The following is a 1,830-nucleotide window of genomic DNA, read 5'->3' on the forward strand; positions in this document are numbered from 1 at the left end:
CGTGAGCTTAATACAGATCAAAGTCACCTAAATCATATCCGAAAATATGTAAAGTTTTTAAAGCTAATTCTCTGACCTCTATCCAGGATTTATTTTGATATACCAAATACTCACCTATGCCTTCTAGCAAGCTTTGATCTTTAAAGTATCTATCTATGAGCTCCAAAAGTTCTCTTAGCGCATCCCTCTCGTATGGCAGGAAGCAAAATTCAAACCGCTCCAATAAAGCATTTTCGCATTCGGTATATAAAATATCTGCCATTTCAGACGGGCTTTCATAATATTTAGCCGTAGGATGAACGATATATTTATCCTGGTATTCCAAAGAAGCCATTAGGCTTAAATGAAACATAAGACCGCCTTTCTCAAATATCTCTTTTCCGTTAATTTGCATTTGGGTTTCCTTTTATTTCTCATTGATATGGCTAACTAAAGTTGCCTGAAAATACTATCGTCGATATCGCTTACATTATAACCCATGAAATTTAAAAAATCTTTCGCTTCTTTACGTAGTTTTTCCCAAAGAGGCGTTTTATATATATCTTCATTGGGAAGACTTTTTATCTTATCTCTCATTGCTTCACATCGTTCTAATTCATCTTGCGTAAATTCTTCCTTAAATGATTGCGCCTCTATGCAGGCACTACTTAGATCCTCTAGTAATTCTTCCGGCGATGTATATACATCGGCATCTGCATCGGCATTATCAATATACTTTGTTTGAAATTCAATTGACGCTAAAGCAAAAAGTGATTGCAAAAGTGCTTTTCTTCCTCTCGCCATTTTATTCTCCTAAATTTTTATTGCCTTTTATAGGTATATGCCCTTCGTTGCTATATTTGTTAGGCACAACATTGCCGGCACTATCGAAATAATCTCCTTTTTCGTTTTGAATTCTTAGCACCCAACCTTGCCTTGCATTAGAATTTTCAGGAATATGTTTGCTTGAGCTAGGACCATGTATTCTAATCTTTTCTATCTCTTTTCCATCTACGATTTCCACAAATTTAATACCCACTCCTTTATCTTGGAATTTCACTATCCAATTCTTAGGTGCTCTTGAGAATATCTCTTCAAATGATGCGCCTGTTAGACCTTCCCACTTTCCTACATTTTTTGATGTTCCTTGTAAAGCTAATAGATTTTTAAGATCTTTGACGCTAAATGCAAGCCCTTTTTTGCTGACTATATAATCTGCTTGTGTGTTATTAACCAAAGTAACTAAATCAGAATTTGCACTTTTACTATCTACGAATACTCTCTTTATATGTTCTGTAGATGGTGCAGGCTTGGCAACTTCATATTTAGCTACTTCATCTGCTTTGCCTACTACCTTACCCGCTTTATTTAGCTTGCTTGATAATTTGCCCGTACCTAGACCTGCGGCAGCTTCACCTAAAGTATGGTAATTTCTACGATTGATCGAGCTTTGATCGCCTATCATGGCATCTACAAAATTATCCGCCTGATGTTCGTCTATACTATCGCTTATAGCTTGGCGCGTTCTTAACGGGTGAATTATCGCGCTAAAAATATTACCGACAGTATCTATTGGATGAAGCACCATATCACCCATATCTTCTATTCCATCTACATAACCTTCTGCGGTGCCATATAATCCGTAAGCGGTAGATTTTACATAATCTAATATACCCATGCCTTTGTTTAAGTAAAGATTTTTTATATAAAAATCTTTGTTGGCATAGGCGTTCTCACTATATACATACCTTTCCCAATACTGCCCCGCAGTAGGATTGAAGGCATTTGTTCCGTCTAGGTCTTTATTATAGAAGTCGCTTTGTTTGATATACTCCTTAGCTAAGCCTATGT

The 1,830-nt window shown here is 36.4% G+C and carries 3 protein-coding genes; all 3 read right to left on the minus strand.

The features are described 5' to 3' along the window. Positions 1-7 precede the first annotated feature (7 nt). A complete protein-coding gene (locus tag Q0323_RS08045; protein ID WP_298053364.1) occupies positions 8-394 on the minus strand; it encodes a phytanoyl-CoA dioxygenase in 387 nt (128 codons plus the stop codon). A gap of 35 nt (positions 395-429) precedes the next feature. Then, complete coding sequence (locus tag Q0323_RS08050) at positions 430-783, minus strand: hypothetical protein (RefSeq protein WP_298053367.1); 354 nt, start codon at positions 781-783, stop codon at positions 430-432. 1 nt (position 784) lies between these two features. After that, a partial coding sequence (locus tag Q0323_RS08055) for a polymorphic toxin type 30 domain-containing protein (RefSeq protein WP_298053369.1) occupies positions 785-1,830 on the minus strand: 1,046 nt, incomplete at its 5' end.

Source organism: uncultured Campylobacter sp. (assembly GCF_938030145.1).
GTDB lineage: Bacteria > Campylobacterota > Campylobacteria > Campylobacterales > Campylobacteraceae > Campylobacter_B.